The 23,417-nt window shown below is 59.6% G+C and carries 25 protein-coding genes and 2 tRNA genes; 16 read left to right on the top strand and 11 right to left on the bottom strand.

Annotated elements, in window-relative coordinates; all coding sequences use genetic code 11:
• Positions 1 to 21: 21 nt before the first annotated feature.
• Together cimA and cysS are read right to left on the bottom strand one after the other, a co-directional pair.
• The gene (gene cimA / locus ACTG3X_RS08185; RefSeq protein WP_439110764.1) at positions 22 to 1,632 is read right to left on the bottom strand and encodes a citramalate synthase; all 1,611 of its coding nucleotides are present in this window, start codon (positions 1,630 to 1,632) and stop codon (positions 22 to 24) included.
• A gap of 45 nt (positions 1,633 to 1,677) precedes the next feature.
• On the bottom strand, positions 1,678 to 3,045 hold the full coding sequence (gene cysS, locus ACTG3X_RS08180; RefSeq protein ID WP_439110763.1) for a cysteine--tRNA ligase: 1,368 nt from the start codon (positions 3,043 to 3,045) through the stop codon (positions 1,678 to 1,680).
• Positions 3,046 to 3,300: 255 nt separating this feature from the next.
• Here cysS and ACTG3X_RS08175 point away from each other — a divergent pair, with 255 nt between their 5' ends.
• The gene (locus ACTG3X_RS08175) at positions 3,301 to 4,470 is read left to right on the top strand and encodes a pyridoxal phosphate-dependent aminotransferase (protein ID WP_439110762.1); all 1,170 of its coding nucleotides are present in this window, start codon (positions 3,301 to 3,303) and stop codon (positions 4,468 to 4,470) included.
• Between the two features lie 264 nt (positions 4,471 to 4,734).
• Positions 4,735 to 6,285 carry a trimethylamine methyltransferase family protein gene (locus ACTG3X_RS08170; RefSeq protein WP_439110761.1) on the top strand — a complete coding sequence of 517 codons (1,551 nt, stop codon included), beginning with the start codon at positions 4,735 to 4,737 and terminating at the stop codon, positions 6,283 to 6,285.
• A gap of 236 nt (positions 6,286 to 6,521) precedes the next feature.
• Here the strand turns inward: ACTG3X_RS08170 and ACTG3X_RS08165 are convergent, their stop codons facing one another.
• The gene (locus tag ACTG3X_RS08165; RefSeq protein ID WP_439110760.1) at positions 6,522 to 7,073 is read right to left on the bottom strand and encodes a peptidylprolyl isomerase; all 552 of its coding nucleotides are present in this window, start codon (positions 7,071 to 7,073) and stop codon (positions 6,522 to 6,524) included.
• Positions 7,066 to 7,572, bottom strand: a complete 507-nt coding sequence (locus ACTG3X_RS08160; protein WP_439110759.1) for a peptidylprolyl isomerase — start codon at positions 7,570 to 7,572, stop codon at positions 7,066 to 7,068. The genes ACTG3X_RS08165 and ACTG3X_RS08160 overlap by 8 nt, the downstream gene beginning before the upstream one ends.
• 140 nt (positions 7,573 to 7,712) lie before the next feature.
• Between ACTG3X_RS08160 and ACTG3X_RS08155 the strand changes: the two genes are divergently transcribed.
• On the top strand, positions 7,713 to 8,906 hold the full coding sequence (locus tag ACTG3X_RS08155; RefSeq protein WP_439110758.1) for a phosphoglycerate kinase: 1,194 nt from the start codon (positions 7,713 to 7,715) through the stop codon (positions 8,904 to 8,906).
• 18 nt (positions 8,907 to 8,924) lie between these two features.
• On the opposite strand, the gene ACTG3X_RS08150 is transcribed toward ACTG3X_RS08155, so the two are convergent.
• Positions 8,925 to 9,371, bottom strand: coding sequence for a PaaI family thioesterase (locus ACTG3X_RS08150; protein ID WP_439110757.1), 447 nt, complete (start codon positions 9,369 to 9,371; stop codon positions 8,925 to 8,927).
• Between the two features lie 173 nt (positions 9,372 to 9,544).
• Here ACTG3X_RS08150 and ACTG3X_RS08145 point away from each other — a divergent pair, with 173 nt between their 5' ends.
• From ACTG3X_RS08145 to ACTG3X_RS08125, 5 genes are all read left to right on the top strand, one after another.
• On the top strand, positions 9,545 to 9,853 hold the full coding sequence (locus tag ACTG3X_RS08145; protein WP_439110756.1) for an FtsB family cell division protein: 309 nt from the start codon (positions 9,545 to 9,547) through the stop codon (positions 9,851 to 9,853).
• Between the two features lie 165 nt (positions 9,854 to 10,018).
• The gene (locus ACTG3X_RS08140; protein WP_439110755.1) at positions 10,019 to 10,501 is read left to right on the top strand and encodes an aggregation factor core; all 483 of its coding nucleotides are present in this window, start codon (positions 10,019 to 10,021) and stop codon (positions 10,499 to 10,501) included.
• Positions 10,502 to 10,607: 106 nt separating this feature from the next.
• Positions 10,608 to 11,618, top strand: coding sequence for a pyruvate dehydrogenase (acetyl-transferring) E1 component subunit alpha (pdhA, locus tag ACTG3X_RS08135; protein WP_439110754.1), 1,011 nt, complete (start codon positions 10,608 to 10,610; stop codon positions 11,616 to 11,618).
• A 14-nt stretch (positions 11,619 to 11,632) separates the two neighbouring features.
• A complete protein-coding gene (locus ACTG3X_RS08130; RefSeq protein WP_439110753.1) occupies positions 11,633 to 12,994 on the top strand; it encodes a pyruvate dehydrogenase complex E1 component subunit beta in 1,362 nt (453 codons plus the stop codon).
• A gap of 12 nt (positions 12,995 to 13,006) precedes the next feature.
• On the top strand, positions 13,007 to 14,308 hold the full coding sequence (locus ACTG3X_RS08125; RefSeq protein ID WP_439110752.1) for a pyruvate dehydrogenase complex dihydrolipoamide acetyltransferase: 1,302 nt from the start codon (positions 13,007 to 13,009) through the stop codon (positions 14,306 to 14,308).
• A gap of 207 nt (positions 14,309 to 14,515) precedes the next feature.
• Here ACTG3X_RS08125 and ACTG3X_RS08120 read toward each other — a convergent pair whose 3' ends face one another.
• From ACTG3X_RS08120 to ACTG3X_RS08105, 4 genes are all read right to left on the bottom strand, one after another.
• Complete coding sequence (locus ACTG3X_RS08120) at positions 14,516 to 15,400, bottom strand: glycosyltransferase family 2 protein (protein WP_439110751.1); 885 nt, start codon at positions 15,398 to 15,400, stop codon at positions 14,516 to 14,518.
• A 65-nt stretch (positions 15,401 to 15,465) separates the two neighbouring features.
• Entirely contained in the window at positions 15,466 to 15,693 is a 228-nt protein-coding gene (locus tag ACTG3X_RS08115; RefSeq protein ID WP_439110750.1) for an RND transporter, read from the bottom strand.
• Between the two features lie 30 nt (positions 15,694 to 15,723).
• Positions 15,724 to 15,800: transfer RNA gene (locus ACTG3X_RS08110), tRNA-Asp, on the bottom strand.
• Between the two features lie 32 nt (positions 15,801 to 15,832).
• A tRNA-Asp gene (locus tag ACTG3X_RS08105) sits at positions 15,833 to 15,909 on the bottom strand.
• A gap of 167 nt (positions 15,910 to 16,076) precedes the next feature.
• Here ACTG3X_RS08105 and ACTG3X_RS08100 point away from each other — a divergent pair.
• Positions 16,077 to 16,217, top strand: coding sequence for a hypothetical protein (locus ACTG3X_RS08100; RefSeq protein ID WP_439110749.1), 141 nt, complete (start codon positions 16,077 to 16,079; stop codon positions 16,215 to 16,217).
• 37 nt (positions 16,218 to 16,254) lie between these two features.
• A complete protein-coding gene (locus ACTG3X_RS08095; protein ID WP_439110748.1) occupies positions 16,255 to 16,587 on the top strand; it encodes a TfoX/Sxy family protein in 333 nt (110 codons plus the stop codon).
• On the opposite strand, the gene ndk is transcribed toward ACTG3X_RS08095, so the two are convergent.
• Both ndk and ACTG3X_RS08085 read right to left on the bottom strand, forming a co-directional pair.
• Positions 16,584 to 17,006: a nucleoside-diphosphate kinase gene (gene ndk / locus ACTG3X_RS08090; protein WP_439110747.1), complete on the bottom strand. Its 423-nt coding sequence runs from the start codon at positions 17,004 to 17,006 to the stop codon at positions 16,584 to 16,586. The genes ACTG3X_RS08095 and ndk overlap by 4 nt on opposite strands.
• 75 nt (positions 17,007 to 17,081) lie before the next feature.
• Positions 17,082 to 18,260: a multidrug effflux MFS transporter gene (locus ACTG3X_RS08085; RefSeq protein WP_439110746.1), complete on the bottom strand. Its 1,179-nt coding sequence runs from the start codon at positions 18,258 to 18,260 to the stop codon at positions 17,082 to 17,084.
• Between the two features lie 117 nt (positions 18,261 to 18,377).
• Here ACTG3X_RS08085 and ACTG3X_RS08080 point away from each other — a divergent pair, with 117 nt between their 5' ends.
• From ACTG3X_RS08080 to rpmE, 6 genes are all read left to right on the top strand, one after another.
• Entirely contained in the window at positions 18,378 to 20,228 is a 1,851-nt protein-coding gene (locus ACTG3X_RS08080; protein WP_439110745.1) for an ATP-binding cassette domain-containing protein, read from the top strand.
• Positions 20,228 to 20,854: a MarC family protein gene (locus ACTG3X_RS08075; RefSeq protein WP_439110860.1), complete on the top strand. Its 627-nt coding sequence runs from the start codon at positions 20,228 to 20,230 to the stop codon at positions 20,852 to 20,854. The genes ACTG3X_RS08080 and ACTG3X_RS08075 overlap by 1 nt, the downstream gene beginning before the upstream one ends.
• A gap of 3 nt (positions 20,855 to 20,857) precedes the next feature.
• Positions 20,858 to 21,433: a retropepsin-like aspartic protease family protein gene (locus tag ACTG3X_RS08070; protein WP_439110744.1), complete on the top strand. Its 576-nt coding sequence runs from the start codon at positions 20,858 to 20,860 to the stop codon at positions 21,431 to 21,433.
• 9 nt (positions 21,434 to 21,442) lie between these two features.
• Positions 21,443 to 22,249 carry a tRNA (guanosine(37)-N1)-methyltransferase TrmD gene (trmD, locus tag ACTG3X_RS08065; RefSeq protein ID WP_439110743.1) on the top strand — a complete coding sequence of 269 codons (807 nt, stop codon included), beginning with the start codon at positions 21,443 to 21,445 and terminating at the stop codon, positions 22,247 to 22,249.
• A 223-nt stretch (positions 22,250 to 22,472) separates the two neighbouring features.
• Positions 22,473 to 22,850, top strand: a complete 378-nt coding sequence (gene rplS, locus ACTG3X_RS08060) for a 50S ribosomal protein L19 (RefSeq protein WP_439110742.1) — start codon at positions 22,473 to 22,475, stop codon at positions 22,848 to 22,850.
• A gap of 14 nt (positions 22,851 to 22,864) precedes the next feature.
• On the top strand, positions 22,865 to 23,086 hold the full coding sequence (rpmE, locus tag ACTG3X_RS08055) for a 50S ribosomal protein L31 (protein WP_439110741.1): 222 nt from the start codon (positions 22,865 to 22,867) through the stop codon (positions 23,084 to 23,086).
• Positions 23,087 to 23,417 lie beyond the last annotated feature (331 nt).

Here is a 23,417-nt window from a genome sequence, read left to right as displayed (position 1 = left end):
CCTCTATGCAAAGCCCGCCCCTCAAACCGTCGCGTGCAAAAGTTTCCAGTTGATCGCATCCAGAAGCGCATCAAAGCTCGCGTCGACAATGTTGGCCGAGACCCCCACGGTGCTCCAGCGCTGGCCCGCGCTGTCTTCGCTGTCGATGATCACGCGGGTCACAGCCTCTGTGCCACCTTGGGTGATCCGCACTTTGAAGTCGACCAGCCGCATATCGGCAATCGCTTCGCCGTAGCGCCCCAAATCCTTGGCCAGTGCCTTGGCGAGCGCATTCACAGGGCCGCGGTCAGAGCCGGTCTCGTCCATGCTCTCACTCACCGAGAGGCGCTTTTCGCCATCCACTTTCAGCACAACCACCGCCTCCGAAAGCGAGACGGTCTTGTTATACTTGTTCTTGCGCCGCTCCACGCTCACACGGTAGCGCTTCACTTCAAAGAACGCAGGCATCTGCCCAAGCGCGCGCCGCGCCAGAAGCTCAAAGCTCGCCTGCGCACTGTCATATGTATAGCCCTCGGCTTCGCGCGCCTTGATCTGATCAAGGATCAGCCCGAGCGCGGGGTCATCGGGCTTCACCGAGAGGCCCGCCTCTTCCAAACGGCGGCGCAGGTTGCTCTGCCCCGCCTGATTTGACATGGGGATGATCCGCGCATTGCCCACGGTCTCTGGCAGAATGTGCTCGTATGTGCTCGGGTCTTTCAAAATAGCGCTCGCGTGCAGCCCCGCCTTATGGGCAAAGGCGCTTGCCCCCACATAGGCCGCCTGACGCATCGGCACGCGGTTGAGAATATCATCAAGCTTGCGGCTGATCTTGGTCAGCCCCGCCAGCGCCTCATGGCTCACGCCCGTCTCATAGCGGCTCGCGTAAGGCTCCTTGAGCAAAAGCGTCGGAATGAGCGTGGTCAGGTTGGCGTTGCCACAGCGCTCGCCAAGGCCATTGAGCGTGCCCTGCACCTGCCGTGCGCCCGCATCAATGGCCGCAAGGCTACAGGCCACGGCGTTTTCCGTGTCGTTGTGTGTGTGAATGCCGAGCTTTTCGCCCGCAATCCCTGCCGCAATCACCGCCTTGGTGATCTCATAGACCTCATGGGGCAGCGTGCCACCGTTGGTGTCGCAAAGCACCAGCCAGCGCGCGCCAGCGGCCTCGGCAGCCTTCAGGCACTCCAGCGCATAGGCGGGGTTGGCTTTGTAACCGTCAAAGAAGTGCTCTGCATCAAACAGCGCCTCACGCCCTTGAGCAACGATGTAAGCCATGCTCGCGCGAATGTTCTCGACGTTCTCTTCAAGGCCGATCCCCAGCGCGGTCGTGACATGAAAGTCATGGGTCTTGCCCACAAGGCAAACCGTGCCTGTGCCTGCGTTCATCACCTCGGCCAGCACATCGTCATTCTCAGCCGAGCGCCCCGCGCGTTTGGTCATACCAAAGGCGGTAAAGCGCGCCCGCGTCTTGGGCTTGGCCTCGAAAAACTCGCTGTCCGTCGGGTTCGCGCCCGGCCAGCCGCCTTCGATATAATCAATCCCCAGCGCATCGAGCATCTCCGCGATCTGGTGCTTCTCGGGCGTAGAGAACTGCACGCCTTGGGTCTGCTGCCCGTCGCGTAGGGTTGTGTCATAGAGGTAGAGGCGTTCAGTCATTGACCACCCCTCTCCCGTCTGGTCGGTGTAGGATGAGTGGAGAGGTCATAGCAAACCCTCCAGTTTAGACAAATCGACATCATCGAATGCGGCGAGGATTACCCCCTCTTTCCCCATACGCACTTCAATACCTGCCTCAACAAACATTGCCTTTAGCCTGTCCACTTCCGTAAAATCTTTGGACGCCATGGCCTCCTCTCGCGCATGCGTCAAAAGCTCTCTAAGCTTGTCGAGCTGGATCCCACCGCGGTTGACCCAATCCCCCATGTGTTCCTCAAGAAGGCCCAGCAGTTGACCCGATGCCAACAGGCCTCCCAAATCTCCTTCGGAGGCAAGCTGATGCATCTCTGCAATTGCGCCAGCTGTATTAAGATCATCTGCTACTGCAGCAATAAACTTATCGCTAGCATTTGTGGGCGTTACACCATCGGTTAAGGCCCGCCATTTACGCAGGGTTCTGGCCGCTTCAATGGCTTTCTTCTCCGTCCAGTCCATCGGCTTGCGATAATGCGTGCTCAAGAACACAAATCGGATCACCTCGCCCGGTACACCCTGCTTGAGCAAGTCGCGCACGGTGAAGAAGTTGCCCAAGCTCTTGGACATCTTCTTGCCCTCGACCTGCAACATCTCGTTGTGCATCCAGAAACGGGCCATCTCGTCTGTCCCGTTGGCACAGCAGCTCTGGGCGATCTCGTCTTCGTGGTGGGGGAACTGTAGGTCTAGCCCCCCTCCGTGGATATCAAACACATCGCCCAACAGCGCCTTGGCCATGGCCGAGCATTCAATATGCCAACCGGGTCGCCCCCGCCCCCACGGGCTGTCCCATCCGGGCTGGTCGTCACTCGAAGGCTTCCAAAGGACAAAATCCATCGGGTCTTCCTTGTAAGGCGCAACCTCGACACGCGCCCCAGCGATCATGTCGTCCACATCTCTCCCCGAGAGCGCACCATACTTCTTGTAGGATCGCACCCGAAACAGCGCATGGCCTTCTGCGGCATAGGCATGGCCCTTCTCGATCAGCGCCTCGATCATACTGATCATCTCGCCAATATACCCCGTGGCGCGCGGCATATGCGTCGGCTCAAGCGCGCCCACTTCGGCCATATCCTCCAGATACCACTCGGTTGTCTCTGCCGTGATCTCGCCAATGCTGCGCCCGCTCTCGGCGGCGCGGGCATTTATCTTGTCGTCCACATCGGTAAAGTTGCGCACATAGGTGACATGGTCCGCCCCATAGACATGGCGCAACACGCGATAGAGCGTATCAAACACAATCACGGGGCGCGCATTGCCAATATGCGCCCGGTCATAGACCGTCGGCCCACAGACATACATCCGCACGTTGTCAGCCTCGATCGGCGTAAAGACCTCTTTCTTGCGGGTCTTGGTGTTGTATAGCTTTATCTCGGTCATAACGGCCCTCATGCGCGCAAAAGCGCTCTTGTGGCGGGCTTAACAACTTCATCTCGAATTTGGAATAAGAAGAACAGCCCGCCTGATATCTCAGCAGGTGATAATGCAGCACATAATGCAAATCTCTGGTCTCATAGGCCCTGCCTAGCCCATTGCCCCCGCTCTGCCAAGAAAAACCCGCCCCGTGGCGTTGACATTCCCTTCGCAAGCAAGGCCCATGGGCGCCTTCTAGACTCAGTTCAAAGCGAGGCCCACATGCGTCTGTCCAAAACCATCACCCATATCACAGGCGGCGGCTCCGACGGCTGGGAGCTGTTCGTAAAAGCCCGCAAGATGATCGCCGAGGGCCACAAGGTGACCGAACTCACAATTGGCGAGCATGACATCAAGACAGACACCCGCATTCTTGAGGCCATGCATGCCGCCGCGCTCGGCGGGGCCACGGGCTATGCCATGGTGCCGGGCATAGACGCGCTGCGCGACGCCGTCGCCACCCGCCTCACCACGCGCACAGGCGTGCCGACAGCGCTTGAGAATGTGCTCATCACAGCTGGCGGGCAAGCCGCCCTCTTCGCCGCCTTCCGCGCCGCACTGGATGAAGGCGACACAGCTCTCTTCATTGACCCCTATTATGCCACCTACCCTGGCACCATCCGCTCTGTGGGCGGCGTGCCCAAAGCCGTGCAAGCATCCGCTGACAACGGCTTCCAACCCACCTTCGAGGCGCTGGATGCCGCCGCGCGCGGCGCAAAGGCCCTGCTCATCAACAGCCCCAACAACCCCACAGGTGCCGTCTACAGCCGTGACACGCTCGAGATGATCGCGACAGTGGCCAAGGCGCACGACCTGATCGTCATTTCTGACGAGGTCTATGACACCCAAGTCTGGGAGGGTGAGCATATTTCCATCCGCGCCCTTGACGGGATGGCCGAACGGACCTTCGTTGTCGGCTCCATGTCCAAGAGCCACGCCATGACAGGCAGCCGCGTGGGCTGGCTCGTCGGCCCCGAGGGCGCGATGGAGCATGTCCTCAACCTGCTCACCAATACAAACTACGGTGTTGCAGGCTTCACCCAGCAAGCCGCCCTCTTCGCGCTTGGCCTTGGCGAAGGCTTTGAAGAAGAGATCGCCGCCCCCTTCAAGCGCCGCCGCGCCCTCGTGCAAAAAGCACTGGAGGGGCAAAACCTTGTGCGCCTCTCCCCACCTTCGGGCGCTATGTATGTGGTGCTCGACATCCGCGCCACAGGCCTCTCTGGTGACGCCTTTGCAGACAAGCTCCTCATGGAGCGCCACATCGCCGTCATGCCGGGGGAAAGCTTCGGGCAAGCGGGCGCTGGCCATATCCGTGTCGCCATGACGATTCCCGACGCGCCCTTTGAAGCCGCTCTCAAAGAAATCGTCGATTTTACAGCAGGTCTCGTCTAAGCCAAGCCCGCAAGCCGCTGCCCCACAGGGCGGCGGCCACCCGAAAACGACAGAATGTCGCAGTCGGGACAGAATCACACCTGGCAGCGCGCCCTAATCGGGGAAATCCTTCGAACACAGGTGTTCTATGCAGGCTCCGTTTTGCAAAATCTCTCTGGTGATCCGCACAATCGGTGCAGAGCGTGGCCGTGCAGCGCGCGGGCGGCCCTGAGCAGGCCCCAAGCCGCTCACCCCGCCTTTTTACTTTTTGCAGGATCGCACCCCATGACAGATCAAACCCCCATCAAAACATCCGCTCGCTCAGGGGGCCGCACGGCGCGCCGCGCTGCCCGCGCCGCCCCCCTTGACCCCGCCACACGCCCCATCCGTGCAGGGATGCAAGGGGGCCGCTACAAACCGCTCACCGATGCCGATGTGCTCAAGATCCACGAGGCCGCCCTTGAGGCGCTCGAAACCATCGGCCTCTGCGATGCGCCACCCTCTGGCGTTGAAATCCTCACAGGCGCCGGCGCAATTCTGGGCGCGGATGGCCGCATCCGCTTTCCGCGCGCATTGGTTGAAGACATGCTTGCCAAGGCCGCGACCTCCATCACCCTTTTTGGCCGCGAGCCACAGCACGACATGCTACTCGAGGGCGCACGCGTGCACTACGGAACAGCTGGCGCCGCGGTCAATATGGTCGAGCCCGACGGGCGCAGCTACCGCGACAGCACCGTCCAAGACCTGCACGACGCAGCCCGCATCGCCCACGAGCTTGATAACGTCCACTTCGTACAGCGCCCCATGGTGTGCCGCGATATTTCCGACAACCGCGAGATGGATCTCAACACCATCTACGCCTGCTGCGCGGGCACCTCCAAACACGTGGGCACCTCCTTCACCGAGCCCGCCTTCGTGCCCGATGCGCTGGAAATGCTCCACCTCATCGCAGGGGGCGAAAGCAACTGGCGCGCGCGCCCCTTCGTGAGCAATTCCAACTGCTTCGTCGTCCCGCCCATGAAGTTCGCAACCGAAGCCTGCGAAGTCATGGAAGCCTGCATCCGCGGCGGCATGCCCGTGCTTCTGCTCTCTGCAGGCATGGCAGGCGCAACCGCCCCCAGCACCATTGCAGGTGCCATCGTGCAAGCCACAGCCGAGTGCCTTGCAGGCATCGTCTATGTCAACGCCATCGCCCCGGGCCACCCTGCCATATTTGGCACATGGCCCTTCGGCCTTGATCTGCGCACAGGCGCGATGACAGTCGGCTCAGGCGAGCAGGCCCTGCTTTCAGCAGGCTGCGCCCAGATGCACAAGTTCTACGGCCTCCCCGGCGGCGCGGCAGGCGGTGCCTCCGACAGCAAACTGCCCGATATGCAGGCAGGCTGGGAGCAAATGTGCTCCAACGTCATGACAGGTCTGGCAGGCTGCAACATGGTCTATGAAGCCGCAGGCATGCATGCCTCGCTCCTTGGCTTTTGCCACGAAAGCCTGATCCTCGCCGATGATCTCATCGGACAGGCCCAACGCTGCGTGCGCGGGATCGAAGTGGATGAAGCAACCCTCGCTCTGGATCAAATGCGCGAGGTCTGCCTTGGCGGGCCGGGCCACTACCTCGGCACCGATGGCACACTGGGCCGCATGCAGACAGATCACGTCTACCCCAAACTTGGTGACAGAACCTCGCCCAAGGAATGGGTCGAAAAAGACAAACCCGACCTTGTCGCCAAAGCCACCGCGCGCAAACATGACATCCTCGCGCGCAAAAGCCCCGCACGCTTTGACCCCGAGACCGACGCCGCCATCCGCGCAAGGTTCACCATCCACCTGCCCACATAACCCCACAAACAGACACGGCGCTCCATCAACTCTTTCTGTTTGCCTTAAATATCCTGGGGAGCTTCAAAAGCCGCAAGGCTTTTGAAGCGGGGCGAAGCCCCGACACCGCGTGCCCCGTCAGGGGCGCGCAAACCCTGTGCGCGCATCGCGCGCGCCTTGTGCTCACAGCGCCCAAAAGCAAAGGGCGGCCCCGAAACAGGGCCGCCCTCCGTAACGTGTCGTCAGCAGAGCTTTGCTCACTCGGTCACTGTCACGCTCTTCATATAATCAGGCGCGCCAATCACAGCGCCGTTGCGCCCTTTGCCAAGCTTGATCGCATCCAGCACATCAAGCCCGTCCGTCACACGGCCCACAACGGTGTATTGCCCGTTGAGCGAGGGATACTCGGTGAACATGATGAAAAACTGGCTGTTCGCAGAATCAGGGCTCTGGCTGCGCGCCATGCCGACAATACCGCGCTCATACGGGATGTCTGAAAACTCCGCCTTCAGATCCGCACGGTCTGAGCCGCCCGTCCCTGCCATAGCCATGTTTCCACCTTCGACCTTGCCATTCACCACATCGCCCGTCTGCGCCATGAAGCCCTCAATCACGCGGTGAAACGCCACCCCGTCATATTGGCCCTCTGCCGCCAGGGCCGCAATCTGCTCCACGTGCTTGGGTGCCACGTCTTCAAGCAAGTCGATCGTGATCACACCACTCGCTTCGCCCGCAACCTCGATCTTGAGGCCCGTGGCCAGCGCAGGGCTGGCAGCCAACATGGCAAGTGCAAACGCAAGCTTACGCATCTGCAGCAACCTTCACACTGATCATACGATCCGGGTTCATCGGTGGCTCGCCACGGGCGATCTTGTCAACATGCTCCATGCCAGATGTGACCTGCCCATAGACGGTGTACTGGCCGTTGAGGAAGTCATTGTCTTTGAAGTTGATGAAAAACTGGCTGTTGGCCGAGTTCGGGTTGGCCGAACGCGCCGCGCCAATCGAGCCGCGTGCATGGGGAATACGGCCAAACTCGGCTGGCAGATCAGGCATATCAGAGCCGCCTGTGCCTGCGCGGCCGGGGTTGTAATCCACTTCCATGTTGGCGTGCTGGACATCGCCGGTCTGGGCCATAAAGCCGTCAATCACGCGGTGAAAGGCGACGTTGTCGTATTTGCCAGCGCGCGCCAGCTCTTTCATGCGGTCGCAATGCGCCGGCGCAATATCGGGCATAAGCTCGATGACAACGGTGCCATCTTTGAGTTCGATCAGAATTGTGTTTTCCGGGTCTTTATAGTCGGCCATCGGGCGCTCCTGTCATTTTGATTGCGAGATACCTAAGGCCCAAAGCGCCCCGCGACAAGCCCGCAGGCGGCCAGAGCTTGACGATTGCGCACAATCGCGCCAAACCCCAGCCCAACACGTGTATTAGGGAGAGACGACCGATGGGATGGATGACACTGGACGATTTGGATCTCACAGGCAAACGCGTGCTCACCCGTGTCGACATCAACGTGCCCGTGCAAAACGGTGTTGTCTCCGATGCCACCCGCATCGAGCGCATTGTGCCAACTGTTGAGGCCATCCTCGCCAAAGGCGGCACACCCCTGCTCATCGCCCACTTTGGCCGCCCCAAGGGCAAGGTTGTGCTCGATATGAGCCTGCGCGTTGTGCTGCCTGCGCTTGAAAAGGCCTTGGGCCACAGCGTGTCCTTCGTTGAAACACTGGACGCCGCCGAAAACCTCACCGAAGAGGCCCGCGCCGCCGAAGTCATCCTGATCGAGAACATCCGCTTTCATGCAGGCGAAGAGGCCAATGATCCGGCCTTTGCCGCCCGCCTCGCCAGCTTGGGCGATGTCTACTGCAATGATGCCTTCTCCGCCGCCCACCGCGCGCATGCCTCGACAGAAGGTGTCGCGCGCCTGCTGCCCTCCTGCGCAGGCCGCCTCATGCAAGCCGAGCTGACAGCGCTTGAAGGCGCGCTCGCCAAGCCCACCCGCCCCGTAGGCGCGGTTGTGGGCGGGGCCAAAGTCAGCACCAAGCTCGACCTGCTCTCCAACCTTGTCGAAAAGCTCGATACCCTCATCATCGGTGGCGGCATGGCCAACACCTTCCTCATGGCCAAAGGCGCAGACCTCGGCGCGTCGCTCGTTGAGGCCGATATGCTCGACACCGCCCGCGAGATAATGGCCAAGGCAGAGGCAACAGGCTGCCAGCTCATCCTGCCCACCGACGGCGCAGTGGCCCGCGCTTTCAAAGCAGGTGCCGCGTTTGAGACACTCCCGCTCGGTGCGGGCACCGTGCTGGAAGACGACCAGATGGTGCTCGATGCAGGCCCGGCCAGCACCGCCGCTATTCTCACAGCGCTTGAGGGGCTCAAAACCCTGATCTGGAACGGCCCGCTCGGCGCCTTCGAGATCGCGCCCTTTGACACAGCCACTGTTGCTGCGGCCCAAAAAGCTGCTGCGCTCACGCGCGCAGGCGGCCTTGTCACCGTTGCCGGCGGCGGCGATACGGTGGCGGCGCTGAATGCGGCTGATGCGGCAGATGATTTCAGCTATATCTCCACAGCTGGCGGCGCATTCCTGGAATGGATGGAAGGCAAAACCCTCCCCGGCGTGGCCGCTCTCGGCGGCTAGGCCACCGCGCCAAAAGACTTAGCCCACAACGCCGTCGCGCCCGCTGACCACCATCATACTGGCACTCAGCCTGGCGATCTCCTGCTTGCGCCCGTCTGCCTCAAGCCCGTAGGCCACAGCCTCGGCAAAGGTCACACTGCGCCCGGCTTTCACCACTTTGCCCACAAAGCAAAACCGTGGTGCCTTGGCCACGCGCATCAGCGAGACTTTCATCTCGATGGTCAGCACCCCCGCCTCTTCAGGCATAACCGAAAGGGCGGCAAAGCCAGCCGCAGAATCAAGCGCCGCGCTTATGGCCCCAGCGTGCAAAAACCCGTGCTGCTGGCCAAACCGCGCCTGAAAGGGCATCTCGAAAGCCACTTCACCCGCCGCCACCGAAACCAGTTCAACCCCCAGTTCTGCCATCATATTCTGGCGCCCGAAGCTCTCGCGCACCCGCGCCTCGTAGTCCCCGTAAGTCTGCACACCGTCCCTCCCTGACATCCATGTTGCATTTAGGACTCGCATCAAACTCAAAGCCAACAAAACCGTTGCGTCACATCTTCCAAATCCCCCGTGCTTTTGGCATGATGGAATACGCCCAGAAGAGGCGATAAAAATAAAGCCCGCTCCAAAGCGCGCATGAGGCATGAGACAAAATGAACGCAACCAACACCCGCAAATCACCTGCCGTTGGGCCTCTGGTGTTTTTTGCCGTTGCCTTCAGCCTGACGCTTTATTTTGTCTTTGCCGCCATTCAGGGCGACTACGGGCTCTTCCGCCGCTCCGAAATCGAAGCAGAGCAGCGCGCCCTTGCACTGGAGCTGACCGCGCTCGAAGCGCGCGTGGCCCGCATGGAAAACCTCACAATGCGCCTGTCAGATGATTTTCTCGACCTCGATCTGCTGAGCGAGCGCGCCCGTGATATCCTTGGCTACGTGCGCGCCGACGAAATCGTCATCCGCTAACGCGCCCTTTACAGCACCACCCGCTCTGAAGCTTTCTCAAAAAGCTCTGCGCCAAATGGCGCTCTCTGTGTATACTGTGCAAAAGGTGGCCTTTCGCCAACCGAGACCTGTTATGAGTAGATTGTTATGAAAACACCCCCCAAAGCCCTATGCATGACGTTGGTCATGGCCTCACTTGCCCTATCGACACCCGCATGGGCCGACCTGCGCGTCACCTTTACCGAAGGCGCGCCAAAAGACCGCTTCACCCTGCTCAACACAGGCGCTTGCGCGCTCGAGGATGCCACAGTGGTGCTCGATCTCTCCCCGTCAAAAGGCGGGCTGATCTTTGATGTGACCGCCCAAGGCGCAGGGGTGCAGGTCTTCCAGCCCTTTGAGGTCGTCTCCGGGCAAGAGGCGCTCACCAACGCGCCTCAGGTGCAAGACGGGCAATCAGCGCTCACACTCGACATTCGCAGCCTCGCCCCCAATGCCGCCATCGCCTTCACAATTGATGTGGATGACACGATAGGCCAACGCGAAATCACCGTGACCGGCTCAGAAATCGACGGCGCGACTGTGTCTTACAGCCAAGGCGGCCAAACGCTCTCAGCGCCCTTCACAGGCAGCGCTGTGGCCGAGGTCGCACTCTCTGGCTGCCTGTCTTAAGCAGGCTCAAGCGGGGCGTTTCAAATAAATCCTCGCCTCGCAAGATAATTTCGTGTAATTAATAGTTTAACGCTAAACTAATTGTGACCGAAGGGGGACGCAGCGCATGGCCGCCCGTAAAACCAAAGCGAAATCAAATACTTCTGCGGAAGAGCTTAGAGCCTTCTACAAAGACATGTTGCTCATTCGGCGATTCGAGGAAAAGGCTGGCCAGCTCTACGGCATGGGCCTGATCGGCGGATTCTGCCACCTCTACATCGGTCAGGAAGCGGTTGTTGTGGGCCTTGAGGCTGCGGCCAAAGACGGTGACAAACGCATCACCTCTTACCGCGACCACGGCCACATGCTCGCCTGCGGCATGGACCCCAACGGCGTGATGGCCGAGCTCACAGGCCGCGAAGGCGGCTACTCCAAGGGCAAAGGCGGCTCCATGCACATGTTCTCCAAGGAGAAACATTTCTACGGTGGCCACGGCATCGTTGCAGCGCAAGTGCCGCTGGGTGCGGGCCTTGCCTTTTCAGACAAGTATAAAGGCAACGACAATGTCACCTTCGCCTACTTCGGCGATGGTGCGGCCAACCAGGGCCAGATCTATGAAACCTTCAACATGGCCGCACTCTGGAAGCTGCCGGTGATTTTCGTGATCGAAAACAACCAATACGCCATGGGCACCTCGCAAGCGCGCTCGACATCAACACCCGACCTTTACACACGCGGCGCCGCCTTCGGCATCGCGGGTGAGCTGGTGGATGGTATGGATGTTCTGGCCGTGCAAGCCGCCTCCGAAAAGGCCACCGCCCACTGCCGTTCGGGCGAAGGCCCCTACATTCTGGAAGTGAAAACATACCGCTACCGTGGCCACTCCATGTCAGACCCCGCCAAATACCGCACCCGTGAAGAGGTGCAGAAAATGCGCGAAGAGCGTGACCCCATCGAAAGCGTGCGCAGCATGCTTTTGCAAGGCAACCACGCCACCGAAGAAGAGCTCAAAGAGATCGACAAAGAGATCAAGGCCGTGGTCAACGCAAGCGCCGACTTTGCCAAAGAGAGCCCCGAGCCCGCCCTGAGCGAGCTTTGGACAGACATTTACGCCGACGAAATTCCGCAAGAAGCCTGAGGGAGACACACACAATGGCAATCGAAATTCTCATGCCCGCCCTCTCGCCAACCATGGAAGAAGGCACATTGGCCAAATGGATGGTCAAAGAAGGCGACACCGTAAATTCAGGCGATATCATCGCCGAAATCGAAACAGACAAAGCCACGATGGAGTTTGAAGCGGTTGACGAAGGCGTCATCGGCAAACTGCTCATCGCCGAAGGCACCGAAGGCGTGAAGGTGAACACCCCCATCGCCATCATCGGCGAAGAAGGCGAAGACATGAGCGCAAGTGCGGCCGAGGCCGCAGCACCAGCCGCCGCCGCGCCCGCATCTGTGCCAGCGCAAGCCGCTGCCCCGGCCGCAGCAGCCCCCGTGGCCAACACCAGCCCCGACTGGCCCGAAGGCACCGAGCTGAAGCAACAAACCGTGCGTGAAGCCCTGCGCGAAGCCATGTCAGAAGAAATGCGCCGCGACGAAGATGTCTTCATCATGGGCGAAGAAGTCGCCGAATATGAAGGCGCCTACAAAATCACCCAAGGCATGCTGGCCGAATTCGGCTCCAAGCGCGTCATCGACACGCCCATCACAGAGCACGGCTTTGCCGGCATCGCCACAGGCGCGGCTTTTGGGGGCCTCAAGCCGATTGTCGAGTTCATGACATTCAACTTCGCCATGCAGGCGATTGACCACATCATCAACTCCGCCGCCAAGACGCTCTATATGTCAGGTGGCCAGATGGGCGCGCCCATGGTCTTCCGTGGCCCCAACGGTGCCGCCGCCCGCGTGGGTGCGCAGCACTCACAGGACTACGCCGCATGGTACGCCCAGATCCCGGGCCTCAAAGTCGTCATGCCCTACTCGGCCTCTGACTATAAGGGCCTCATGAAAACAGCGATCCGCGATCCCAATCCGGTGATCTTCCTCGAAAACGAGATCCTCTATGGCAAGACATTCGATGTCCCCGTCATGGATGACTACACCGTTCCGTTCGGCAAAGCCCGCATCTGGCGTGAAGGCACCGACGTGACCATCGTCAGCTTCGGCATCGGCATGACATATGCGCTGGAAGCGGCTGAAAAGCTCGCCGAAGAAGGCATTTCGGCCGAAGTCATCGACCTGCGCACGCTGCGCCCGATTGATTATGACACCGTCATCGCCTCGGTCATGAAGACCAACCGCTGCGTGACAGTCGAAGAAGGCTGGCCCGTCGCCTCTATGGGCAACCACCTCGCAGCCACCATCATGACCCGTGCATTTGACTACCTCGATGCACCCGTCTTGAGCTGCACAGGCAAGGATGTTCCCATGCCCTACGCTGCCAACCTCGAAAAGCACGCGCTGGTCACCACCGACGAGGTCGTCGCCACCGTCAAACAAGTCACCTACCGCTAAGGGAGCGCGATCATGCCAACAGAAATCCTCATGCCCGCCCTCTCCCCCACGATGGAAGAAGGCACGCTTGCAAAATGGCTCGTCAAAGAGGGCGACACCGTCTCCTCGGGCGACCTGCTTGCCGAGATCGAAACAGACAAGGCCACGATGGAGTTTGAAGCCGTCGACGAAGGTATCGTCGGCAAGCTGCTCATCGCCGAAGGCACAGAAGGCGTGAAAGTGAACACCGCCATCGCCGTGCTTCTGGAAGAGGGCGAAAGCGCATCAGACATTGGCGCAGCCCCAGCCAAAGCCGCAGAAGCGCCAAAGGCGGCTGACGCGGGCAAGGAAGAGGCCCCGAAGGCGGCCGCTGACGCGCCCGCAGCCCCTGCCCCCGCCGCACCCAAGAAAGACGGCGCGCGCATCTTTGCCTCACCGCTCGCGCGCCGCATCGCCGCCGATAAGGGCCTCGACCTGACCCAGATCACCGGCTCAGGCCCCAAAGGCCGTATCGTAAAAGCCGATGTGCTTGAGGCCAAGCCAAGTAGTGCAGCGCCCACGGCTCAGGCCGCCGCCGCCGCGCCCGCCGCGGCCATGCCCTCAAGCCCGAGCGCAGACATGGTGGCCCGCGCCTATGAGGGCCGCACCTACGAAGAGATCAGCCTCAACGGCATGCGCAAAACCATCGCCGCCCGCCTCACCGAGGCCAAGCAAACCGTGCCGCACTTCTACCTGCGCCGCGATATCAAGCTTGATGCGCTCATGGCCTTCCGCGCCCAGCTCAACAAGCAGCTTGAGGGCCGTGGCGTGAAGCTCTCGGTCAATGACTTCATCATCAAGGCAACCGCGCTGGCGCTGCAAGCCGTGCCCACGGCCAATGCTGTCTGGGCGGGCGATCGTGTGCTTCAGATGAAAGCCTCTGATGTGGCTGTTGCTGTCGCCATCGAGGGTGGCCTCTTTACACCCGTCTTGCAGGACGCCGAAATGAAGTCTCTCTCGGCACTCTCCACCGAGATGAAAGATCTCGCCGCCCGCGCCCGTGACCGCAAGCTTGCGCCGCACGAGTACCAAGGCGGCAGCTTCGCCATTTCAAATCTCGGGATGATGGGCATCGACAACTTTGATGCCATCGTAAACCCGCCCCACGCAGGTATCCTTGCTGTGGGCGCAGGCGTCAAAAAGCCTGTGGTCGGCGCTGACGGCGAGCTGACAGTGGCAACGGTCATGTCTGTGACAATGTCTGTTGATCACCGCGTGATTGACGGCGCGCTCGGGGCCGAGCTGCTCAAGCACATCGTCGACAATCTGGAAAACCCGATGGCCATGCTCGCCTGAGCTGAAACCGCCAAAAGTTAACAAACGCCGCGCATGAGCTTAACCGCCCGTGCGCGGCGTTTACGTTTGGGGGAGCCTGAAAACCTGCGTTTTGGCGGTGCACGCAGGGTGCACAGGGGGTGCACACATATCACCCCCCCGGAATCAGCGCTTCCTGCCAAAAGTTAACGCGCCTTCGTAGGGTGGGTGCAAACCCACCACGCCTCCTCAGAAAACCCCGGCAAATCGCTCTGGCAGCCTAAATTGCACCTCATAGTCAGGGCGCTCGAAGTGGTAAAACCCCGTGTCGCCACGTGGCTCGAAGCTGTCGATCATGGCTTGGCGGTAAAAGCCCACATCAAAGCCTTCTTTCATCTCGAATTTACCCATGGTTTCAAAGACGTCGCGGTCTTCGCCCCGCGCATCGGCAAACCAGTGACCGCCAATCGCGGCCTCTTTCTTGGTCGCGCCGATCTCTTCGGTGATCGCGTTGCGGCGGTCCATCGCGCGGGTGTATTCGGCAAAGTCACAAAACTTGAGGTGAAAGAGATACAGCCCCTCAGGCGCATTGATCTTCTCATACTGGGTAAAATGCCCGCCACGGGCGATCTTGACCCCAGCCGAGATGATGCAGGGCTTGGAGTAATGCGGCGCGATCCTCACATGCCTGCGCGGGCCGAGAACCTTGTTTTCAATCGGTTTTTCTTCAATGTCGAGACGGTGGATCACCTCCAGCCCCAAGGGCGTGATCACTTGGCGCTGCTTTTGCTTGGAGAGAAACGCAGGCAGGCTCCCAAGCTCTGGGTCAAGCACCACAAGCTCGTCCACATCCCCCACGATCACATGGTCATGATAGGCGTTCAGCCCCTGCACAATGTTGTTGAGCAAGCGCCAGCGCTTCATATCGAAGTTCTTGTGGTGATCTCCGGGAATGCCGATGATGTTGCAGCCCTTGGCCATTTCGGCCACCTCGGGCGTGTGCCCGTGGTTGACGATATAGCAGTTCTCCCGCCCCAGCATCTCGCCGTAATACTCCAGCCATATCTTGAGGAAAAAAAGGTCATCGCGCAGCATGGTCACAGCTGCAATCTTGTACTTTGAAGGCTTACTCATCACTCTGCTCGCTCTCGTGTTCGGGCGTTTCACACAGGTTTAACCCCTGCGCAGCAAAATGAGAATCAATTTGTTGGGCGTGTTTTATGTTCTGCGAGTTTGGCCAGCGCCAGAAGAAAGGGCGCGCCATGCATCACAAGATCAAACACATCGACAGCCGCGCGCAATTCGCCAGCAAATAATAATTTCAACTTTTCCCAAATATGAGGCTCGGGAACAAATGGCGCAAAGCCCAGAAACACCACGAGAATCAGCACAACAAGCCAGGATATGTTCTGAAGTGCACCGCGCATCGTTTACCTACTGTTAAGGAAGGGAGAAAGTGGCGCGGTTGACGGGGCTCGAACCCGCGACCCCCGGCGTGACAGGCCGGTACTCTAACCAGCTGAGCTACAACCGCGCATCTTCTCAAGAGCATCTTCAAGTGCAGTGTGGCGCGGTTGACGGGGCTCGAACCCGCGACCCCCGGCGTGACAGGCCGGTACTCTAACCATCTGAGCTACAACCGCTCACTGCACGCTTCAGATGCTCCAAAGCGTGAGGCAGGTCATATGCGCAGCCCCAGCCCGCGTCAAGCGCTCAAACCCGCAACTTGTGCAAAAAATACCACTTATGTTTCACGCCTCTTCGGCTTTCATAGTTTCACCACATTGCAGCCCCTTATTTGGCTAAGTGAATGGCTAGACTAGCAGGAGAGATCAAACGCCATGAGGAGGCTTTCATGCCCGCTTCACAGCCCCAAACATCCGCGCCCATTGGCAATCAGGAGCGCCCCGCGCCCAAAGCGCCCGTCATCACAGACTACGCATCGCTTTAAGCTGACAGGCCCTGTGCGCTCGTCTAGACTGGCGGGCATGGGCACACCTATCTCTAGCATCCGCAACCTTGGCCCCGCCATGGAAAGCGCCTTCAACGCGGTTGGCATCGCCACAGCCGAAGAGCTGCGCGCGCTTGGCGCTGATGCTGCCTATGGCCGCTTGCTCAGCGCGGGGAGCCGCCCCCACTTTATTGCCTATTATGCGCTCCACATGGCCTTGCAAGGCCGCCCGTGGAATGACTGTAAAGGCGAGGAAAAACAAAAGCTTCGCCTAATTTTTGATGCGCTCAAGGCCAGCAGACATGACAAGGGCCGCTCTCAGCTTGAGGCGGCCCTTGATGTTATTGGTGTGGTCGAAAAGAAGGCTTAGCCGACCAGTTCAAGACCTGAGAAGAAGAAAGCGATTTCTTCAGCAGCTGTCTCTGGCGCGTCAGAACCGTGTACCGAGTTCTCACCGATTGAGAGCGCGAATTCCTTGCGGATCGTGCCTTCGGCAGCGTCAGCTGGGTTTGTTGCGCCCATAACTTCACGGTTCTTCGCGATGGCGTCTTCGCCTTCCAGAACCTGTACAACGATTGGCTCGGAGATCATGAATTCGCAGAGTTCGTCAAAGAAGGGGCGCTCTGAGTGGACACCGTAAAACTGCTGCGCTTGGGCAAGTGTCATCTGGATGCGCTTTGAAGCAACAATGCGAAGGCCAGCAGCCTCAAACTTGGCCGCAATCTGGCCTGTCAGGTTGCGCTTTGTTGCGTCTGGTTTAATGATCGAGAATGTGCGTTGAATGGCCATGTTTTTAGGCTCCTGTTGCTGTCAAAAAGGTTGAATTTGCGCCCTGCTATCATGTGGCCCGCGCTTTGAAAAGCGCTATTGAGCGCGCTCCAGCCTGCCGATCCAGAGCACAGCCAGAAGGCCCACACCCGAGCTGGCGCTCATAAGCCCCATCAACACATACGCCCCCAAAGGCCCGCCAGCCAAAGCGCCGGTGAGTGCCGTGGCCCCTGCCCCGCCAAGGATCGTCAGCGCGCCAGACAGCCCCGATGCGCTCCCTGCCAAACGCGGATTGACCGACATCACACCCGCATTCGCCGTGGGCAGCGTCAGACCGTTGCCAAGCCCCACAGAGATCGCCCCTGCAAACATCACCCAGAAGTTCATCGCGCCAAGCGCCATAACCGTGATGGCAAGCAGCGGCCCGAACGTGGCCGAGATCCGGCCCCAGAACATCAAGCGCAACATGCTCACACGCCCCGAAAGGCGACCCGTGAGAAAGTTGCCCAGCATAAAGCCCGCCGAAATGGAGCCGATCCCGAAACCCAGCTGGGAGGGCGTAAGGCCAAAGAGCCCCTCTCCCACAAGGGCCGCGCCCCCCAAAAAGGCGTAAAACCCGCCCACAGAGCCACCAAGGCAGAGGCAATAGGCCCAGAACAAAGCGCTCTTGAACAGCTCGGGATAGGCGCGAAACTGCGCCGTAAAGCTGTCAGAGGGCGTGAGGTTGGTTTCGCTCAAGTCGCGCCAGCTCAGCGCCAGCATAAACGCCCCCATGAGAGCATAGGCCATAAAATTGGCCCGCCAGCCAAAGGTTTCACCCAGAAATCCGCCCAGAACCGGCCCCAAGAGAGGCGCAAGCGCCATGGCCGTGCCAATCACCCCCAAGAGCCGCGCCGCCTCACTGGGCGGAGCAATATCGCGTACCACAGCACGGCTCAGCACCATCCCCGAAATGACAGCGCCCTGCAGCATCCGAAAGGCCAGAAACAGCCAGACATTCTCGGCAAGGTAACAGCCCAGAGAGGCCAGCAAAAACAGGGCCATACTGCCCAGTATAACCGGCCTGCGGCCATACATATCCGACAGCGGCCCAATAATCAGCTGCAACACAGAAGAGACAACCATATAGCCGCCAACGGCAACTGATATCACAGCATAGCTGACTTCAAAGCTCACAGCCATTTGCGCCAGAGCGGGCAAAAACATATTCAGCGAGAGCACTGAAATCGCTGTGAGCAAAATAAGGGTGATCAGTTTGGGCTGGCGTGGCGGCATCGTTTGTTAACCTGTGTTCGACCCCCGAAGGGTTACGCCGCTTTCTTGCGGCTCACAAGCGATGTCTTGCGCGTATATCCTCTAGCAAGGCAGGCGGCGCTCTGCTAAGTCGCCCGAATGCTCAAGCTTGAAAACATATCCTACTCCGTCGCTGGCCGCCCCCTCATCGAGGACGCCTCCGTTTCTATTCCCACTGGCCACAAAGTTGGCCTCGTGGGCCGAAACGGCACAGGCAAGACCACGCTCTTCCGCGTGATCCGTGGTGAAATGCCGCTGGACACAGGCTCTTTCAGCCTGCCAACCCGCGCGCGCATCGGTGGCGTGGCGCAGGAAGTGCCCGGCAATGAAGTTTCCTTGCTCAACACAGTGCTGGCCGCCGATATCGAGCGCGCCGACCTTTTGGCAGACACGAGCACAGATCCGGCCCGCATCGCCGAAGTGCAGACGCGGCTTGCGGACATTGACGCATGGAGCGCCGAGGCGCGCGCCTCAACCATCCTGCGTGGCCTTGGCTTTACCGCCGACGAGATGCACCAGCCCTGCTCGGCCTTCTCTGGCGGCTGGCGGATGCGCGTGGCGCTGGCGGCTGTGCTCTTTTCCGAGCCAGACCTCTTGCTGCTCGATGAGCCGACCAACTATCTCGACCTTGAGGGCGCGCTCTGGCTTGAAAGCTATCTGGCGAAATACCCGCATACGGTCCTCATCGTCAGTCACGACCGTGGCTTGCTCAACCGTGCCGTGGGCGCGATCCTGCATTTGGAAGACAAAAAGCTGACGCTCTACCAAGGCAACTATGACACCTTCGCCGAGACCCGCGCCGCGCGCCTCGCCGTGGCCGAATCCGAGAACCGCAAGATCGAAGCGCGCAAAGCCCACCTGCAAAGCTTTGTAGACCGCTTCCGCGCCAAGGCGTCAAAGGCCGTTCAGGCCCAGTCGCGCATCAAGGCGATTGCCAAGCTCAAGCCCATCACCACACCGCAAGAAGCCGCGCTCAAGCGCTTCACCTTCCCCTCCCCCGAAGAGCTTTCGCCGCCCATCATCCGCGTCGAGGGCGGCTCTGTCGGCTATGACGGCAAAGCGATCCTCTCCCACCTTGACCTGCGCATCGATCAGGACGACCGCATCGCGCTGCTCGGGCGCAATGGTGAGGGCAAGTCAACGCTCTCCAAGCTGCTCTCTGGCCGCCTTGATCTCATGAAAGGCCAGATGGTTACCTCTTCCAAGCTGCGTGTGGGCTTCTTTGCCCAGCATCAGGTGGACGAGCTTTTCATCGACGAAACCCCGATCGACCACATCCGCCGCTTGCGCCCCAGCGAAGCACCCGCCCGCCTGCGCGCGCGCCTTGGCGGCTTTGGCATCGGCGCCGAGCAGGCAGAGACCCTCGTGGGCAAGCTTTCGGGTGGCCAAAAGGCACGTCTCTCGCTCATGCTCGCCACGATTGATGCGCCGCATCTCTTGATCCTCGATGAACCGACAAACCACCTTGATATCGAAAGCCGCGAAGCGCTGGTTGAAGCGCTCACCGCCTACACGGGTGCAGTCATTCTGGTGAGCCACGATATGCACCTGCTCAGCCTCGTGGCAGACCGGCTCTGGCTCGTCAAAGACGGGGCCGTTAAGCCCTATGAAGGCGATCTGGAAACCTACCGTGCCATGCTGCTTGGCGCGCCTGAAAAAAAATCTGAAAAAAAGATTGAGGCGCAAAAGCCCGAAAAGCCCAAACGCGCGCCCCGCCTCTCTGTTCTCGAGCTGCGCGCCGAGGTGCGAAAATGCGAAGAGCGCGTTGAAAAGCTTGAAAGAATGCGCGCCCGCATGGATGAAATGTTGGCCGATCCAACGCTGTATTCGGAGCGCAAACACGCAGTGCCCGAGCTGCGGCGCAAAGACGGCGAGCTGAAAACCGCGCTCAAACGCGCCGAATCGCTCTGGGAAGCCGCGCTCGCCAAGCTTGAGGAGGCCGAAGCTTGATCACCACTGCTTTTATCATTTCAGCTTTTGCCACCCTGTTTGTGATCATCGACCCTATCGCTCTCACGCCGATTTTTGCCACCATCACCCAAGGCACACCAACAGTTGAGCGCCGCCGCATCGCCTTGCGGGCCTGCCTCGTGGCCTTCTTCATCCTTGCCGCCTTTACCGTCTTTGGCGAAGCCTTGATGCACTTCATCGGAATCTCGATGCCTGCCTTCCGCGTGGCGGGGGGTATCCTGCTGTTTCTGACGGCCCTTGAAATGCTGTTCGAGCGCCGCACCAAACGGCGCGAAGACCAAGCCACCGATGAACCAGACGCAAGCCATGATCCCTCGGTCTTTCCCCTCGCGGTGCCTTTGCTCGCAGGCCCCGGTGCGATTGCTTCAGTCATCCTTCTGGCCGGCCAAGTGCCAGGTATTACAGGCACTTTGGCTGTTATCGGCATGACTGCTGTTGTTCTTTTTGTTGTCTTCCTGTCGCTGCAAGCCTCGGCTTTGCTCGAACGCGCTTTGGGCAAGACAGGGATCAATGTGGCCACCCGCCTCCTGGGCATGTTGCTGGCGGCATTGGCCGTTCAATTTGTGCTCGATGGCCTACGCGCCTTCGGCTTTGCGGGCGGTTGAGCCATGGAGCTTTGGCAAGGCCTCTTTGTACTGGCGCTTGTCCTCGCAGCTCTCGGTGGGCTGCGGCTCTGGAAACGCCGCGCACATATGACGCCCCTCGGTCAGGAAATGCTGCGGTGGCTTCTGGTGCTCACAGTCGCTCTGGGCATTTACAGCTTCGGCGATACGCTGGTTTCACCTTTTCGTAACACTCAGAGCGTTAACATCTCATCAGGCGTCATAGAACTGCCCCGTGAAGCAAACGGGCACTACTATTTGAACGCACAGATAAATGGCGCAGCAATTCGCTTTGTCATTGATACAGGCGCAACGGGTATTGTGCTCAGTCAGGAAGACGCGGCGCGCGCAGGGCTCGCAGCCGACCAGTTGGCTTATATCCACACGGCAAATACCGCCAATGGCCGTGTGCGCATCGCGCCAGTTGTTCTGGAGCGCTTTGATGTCGACGGAATCGTTGATGAAAACGTGCGCGCCTATGTCAACGAGGGAGACCTCGCAGGCTCCCTCCTCGGCATGAGCTATCTGCGGCGCTATGAGAAGATCATTATCACCCGTGACATGCTGCGACTTGAGCGCTAAGCCACAGACATGACCGATACGCCCAACAAATCCCACGGCCGCAAGGCTATCCGCCCCTCCTTCAAGCCGCGTGCCTTGATGGAAGACGAGCAGCTCGCCAACGTCTGGACAGCGCAAGTCATCACGCTGTTTCCCGATGCCTTTCCCGGTGTTCTGGGTCAGAGCCTGACAGGCAAAGCGCTCAAAGACGGCCTTTGGCAGCTTGATGCAATTGATCTGCGCCCCTTCGGGATCGGCAAACACCGCAACGTCGATGACACGCCCGCAGGCGGCGGTGCGGGTATGGTGCTGCGCCCTGATGTGGTGGCTGCTGCGATAGAGGCCGCGCGCAAACGCGCGCAAGCCCCTCTCCCCCTTATTTACTTGAGCCCAAGGGGCAAACCCTTCACACAGAACATGGCCAAATCTCTCGCCGCAGGCCCCGGGGCCACGCTGCTTTGCGGGCGTTTTGAGGGGGTAGACCAGCGGGTTCTTGACCACTACGGCGTGGTCGAAGTGTCCATGGGCGACTACGTTCTCACGGGGGGGGAAATCGCCGCCCAAGCCCTTCTGGACGCCTCTGTGCGCCTTATTCCGGGTGTGCTTGGCAATGCAGACAGCACCGAAGAGGAAAGCCACTCAAACGGCCTGCTGGAGCACGCGCAATACACCAAGCCCCCCGAATGGGAGGGCCGCAGTATCCCTGATGTGCTCATGTCCGGGCACCACGGCGAAATCGCCAAATGGCGTCGCAAAATGTCGGAAGATCTCACCAAAGAGCGCCGCCCAGACATGTGGCAGGCCTTTCTCGACCAGAAAGCCACCAAAACCCCTTGATCTAAAGGCCGATCGGCCCTAGAACCGCCAAGTCTGGAATCACTTTCGTGGCTCTGGGCTTATTGTGTTATGTGCCTTCTTCAGCACCTCGCAACACACCCATACGACAAGCAATGTCGGCCTACCCTCCTGCGGGCGCGCACGCGACCCGACCGAAGACACGGAGCTATGGGACGCGCGAAAACTTCGTGGAAAAACCGCGAGCAAAATTAGGAGACGGTCAATGGACCTTCTGAGACAAATCGAAGCTGAGCAGATTGCTGAGCTGGGGAAAAAGATCCCCGATTTCAAAGCAGGCGACACAATTCGCGTTGGCTTTAAAGTAACCGAAGGCACGCGCACACGTGTTCAGAACTACGAAGGCGTTTGCATCAGCCGCAAGAACGGCAAAGGCATCGACGGTTCGTTCACCGTGCGCAAAATCAGCTTCGGTGAAGGTGTAGAACGGGTCTTCCCGCTCCACTCGACAAACATCGACGAAATCACAGTAGTACGTCGTGGCCGCGTTCGTCGCGCCAAGCTGTACTACCTGCGCGCACGCCGTGGCAAATCGGCCCGTATCGCAGAAGTCACCAACTACAAGCCACGCGCTGAAGCGTAAGCGGGAGAGACACCATGAAAAAAGATATTCACCCCGATTACCACTTCATCGAAGTCAAAATGACCGATGGTACAATGCTCAAGATGCGCTCCACATGGGGCGCCGAAGGCGACACGCTTGCGCTTGATATTGACCCAACAGTTCACCCAGCATGGACAGGCGGCAACTCGCGCCTCCTCGACGCTGGCGGACGCGTGTCCAAGTTCAAAAAGAAATACGAAGGCCTTGGCTTCTAAAGCCGAACAGCTTTCTGGAAAAGAAACGCCGCTCCTCTTGGGGCGGCGTTTTTCGTTGTGCCAAGAAAAAGCCGACAGGGCGCAACAGGCTGCACGCCAACAACATCACTCCGCTCAAGCACGTTGCTTTCTTCCCCAGATGAACTTTCAAAAATACTAAGGAACACTGGCGCAATGTCGGTACAGACCATAGCTATGCCCCAAGTAAACACAGGCAAACCGATGAGCCTTGCCAGCATATATTAGGAGTAAGGCCCATTAATCCGCTTGAGACCATCAGGGTAGCGTGACTCAAGTTCCCAAAGCTTTGGGAGTATAATGGGCAATCTTT

Source organism: Lentibacter sp. (assembly GCF_965658795.1).
Taxonomy (GTDB): Bacteria; Pseudomonadota; Alphaproteobacteria; order Rhodobacterales; family Rhodobacteraceae; genus Lentibacter.
Note: the sequence above shows the minus strand (reverse complement) of the source record. Positions and strands in the feature narration are given on the sequence as shown.